This window comes from Arthrobacter sp. H14 (assembly GCF_000520495.1).
GTDB lineage: Bacteria > Actinomycetota > Actinomycetes > Actinomycetales > Micrococcaceae > Arthrobacter_C.
Window position 1 is genome coordinate 147987 of the sequence record NZ_KI914644.1, and the last position, 2738, is coordinate 150724.

The window sequence follows — 2738 nt, forward strand, 5'->3', positions numbered from 1 at the left end:
ACTGCCCAGGCCACGCTGCGGACTTTCGGTTTCCACGGCAGGAAGAGGACCAGCTCGTCTAGAGTTGTTTCGACAACAACTGCGCCGGCGCTGGTTCGACGGCGGCCCATCGGGAGGACTCGTGACACCAGCCACTACCGCGGACCTGATTCTGGTCAACGGCAAAGCCCTGGCATTCGACCAGCTCCAGCCCGGCTCACCGGCGCCCACCGCCAAATGAACTACCGCCGCATCATGTACTTCCTCGCCGTCGTCGACGCCGGAACCGTCACCGCTGCGGCCGAAATCCTCCACATTGCCCAACCGGCCCTCAGTCGCCAATTGAAAACGCTCGAGGCCGAGCTGAAGATCGAACTGTTCGAGTCGCGCCGGCACCGGCTTGTGCTCACGCAGGCAGGCCGGGCGTTCGTACCTGTGGCCCGCCGCCTGATGGTGGAAACCCGCAGCACGACCGACGCCGTGGCAGCTCTGCGCAGTGGGCGGGTGGCAACCCTGGTCGTGGCAGCGACCGCGGCGTCTACCCGCGGCTTTATAGCCCCTTTCCTCGCGGGAACCACCCGCCAGGACCCGCTGATTCTCACCCGCGAGACCAGCCACTTTGAAATCTATGAATCGTTACTGCATGGTGCCGACTTTGTCATCTCTCCCGCTCCGCCGGAATCCGACCTTGAATCACTGCCGCTCGGCAGCGTGCCATTAAAGGTGTTCACGTCCAGCGATCACGAATGGGCCGCAGCCGGCCGGAGCGAGGTCTCGCTGGAGGAACTCTGCAGGTGCCATGTCATACTGCCCTCGCACCACAGTGTCAGCCGGCACATCCTCGACAACGCGTTGAACCAGGCCGGACTTAGCCTGAGCCAAACGTCCGAGTGCGACGACGGCCAAACCATCCTGGCGCTGTCCGCGGCTGGGCATGGCGTCGGGGTGGCTACTGACCAGTCCAGCTTCGGCGCCTACGCCGTGCTGATCAAGCAGCCAACCGACACAGGTGCGGCTTCCGTCCTCGAACTGCCGCTGCACGCGGCGTGGATGCCCGGCCACTTCGCTGCGGACACCATCCGCTCCCTTGCCGAGCGGCTGCGGACTTTTATAGGAGAACAGGGAGTCACGTCGCTGACGTAACTACATTCGCAGCGGCGGGCTTGCGCTGCTGATCGGACTGGTCTGGTTCGTCATCGGAGTGGCCGTGGCTAGGCTTGGTCACTTGTGAGTACGGCAACGAGGCGCGCGGTCTCTGATCGGTCCAGGACCTTCATCGTTTCGGCGAACATCTCATCCGTCAGTTCCTCGGCCCGGACCCAGCGTTCGTGGAGGTCCGGACGGGATTCGGCCCTGCCGACGAGCCGATCCGCATCCTCGGGACGCCAGCCGGTCTTGAGCAGCCGGGGGCGGCCGGATTCAGGATTGGCGATGGTGGCTTCGGCAACGCTTAAGCCAGCGGTCCGCAGGGCGGCAAAATGGAGCCCGCCGCGGACCTCGCGGGCGAGCATCAGCGCGTGGGAAAGCCGCGCTTCAGGTTCGTCGGGGCGCTCCTGTTCACGCCATCCGGCGGCGAGCGGAAGTGCTGTGAGATCAGCTTGGTCTGCGACCCGGTACAGCAACTCAGCCGCTTCGTCCGCCGCTTCGGTGCCGCGGAGTTTCTCCGAGCCCCAGACGGCGCAGGCGCGGCTGTAGCCTTTTATCGCCGCGGTTGATGAAATCTTCGGCGTGGACTGCTCCACCATGGCAGTGACCAGCCACTCGGGGAACAGACCAAATAGGTTCGCCACGATTGATGTGGGAGGGTCGCCGAGGACTGCGGAGCGACCACGAAAATACAGGGACCGTTCGGGTAACCCAAGATCAGCCTCCGCTTGTGCCATCTGCCGCGACCTCATGAATGTTCCGCCGGTGGTTACGACGGCATGACGTGTCTGATGTACTGCCTCGAGGTGATCCAATGTGGTTCCTTTCAAAGGGGTAGATCCGGGCGGCTACGTCAGTGGCCAACCGGTGTAGGCCTTGGCGAGGTAGCTGGAGCCGGCGCGGGATGAGACGACGGCGGACAGCTCGCCAAGTTGGCGCTTGTTCTCGAATGGCGAGCTGTCCGGGTGCTGGTGCAGCATGCTGGTCATCCAATAGGAGAAGTTCTGCGCTTTCCAGACCCGCTGCAACGCGCGGTCGCTGTAGCCGTCCGGACCTTCACATCCGCCAGGGCCAGGTTCAGGCCCTGGCGCCAGTCGGCTGGACGGTGTGCGAGGCATCGCCGGCGAGGAACATGTTGCCGTAGCGCATCGGCTCACACACGTAGCTGCGGAACGGAAGCACCATCTGCTCGAAAATCCGCCCTTCCTCAACCGGAAACCGTCCTCGCCTTCCATACGGCTTTGCAGTTCTTCCCAGATCATCTCTTCCGTCCACTTGGATGCGTCCTCATTGGGGTCGCACTGGAAGTACATGCGCTGGATCTTCTCGGTGCGCTGGCTGATCAGCGCGAACCCACGGTCGGAGTGAGCGTAGATGAGCTCGGCTGCACTGGGCGGTGCTTCGGCAAGTATGCCGAACCAAGCGAAGGGGTACTGGATGAAGTAGTCCTTGCGGTGTTCGGCCGGGATGCTCTTCTTGCAGATGCCGCCGGAGCCGTCAGAGCCGACGACCACCTCGCAGTGGAGCTCCCAAGGCTGCCCGTCGACGTCGGTGAAGCGGATCTTGGGGGTGTCGGTTTCCAAGTCCAGCACGCTGGTGTCCGATGAGCTGTA

General features: G+C 63.6%; 2 protein-coding genes and 1 pseudogene. 1 reads left to right on the forward strand and 2 read right to left on the reverse strand.

All coding sequences use genetic code 11. From position 1 onward, the window contains the following. Positions 1-216 precede the first annotated feature (216 nt). Positions 217-1122, forward strand: coding sequence for a LysR family transcriptional regulator (locus Y707_RS0108405; protein WP_026534750.1), 906 nt, complete (start codon positions 217-219; stop codon positions 1120-1122). Positions 1123-1190: 68 nt separating this feature from the next. On the opposite strand, the gene Y707_RS0108410 is transcribed toward Y707_RS0108405, so the two are convergent. Together Y707_RS0108410 and Y707_RS24480 are read right to left on the reverse strand one after the other, a co-directional pair. Beyond that, entirely contained in the window at positions 1191-1955 is a 765-nt protein-coding gene (locus Y707_RS0108410) for an SCO6745 family protein (protein WP_442853285.1), read from the reverse strand. 18 nt (positions 1956-1973) lie between these two features. Continuing rightward, a pseudogene (locus Y707_RS24480) lies at positions 1974-2738 on the reverse strand (FAD-dependent monooxygenase); the annotation flags it as partial.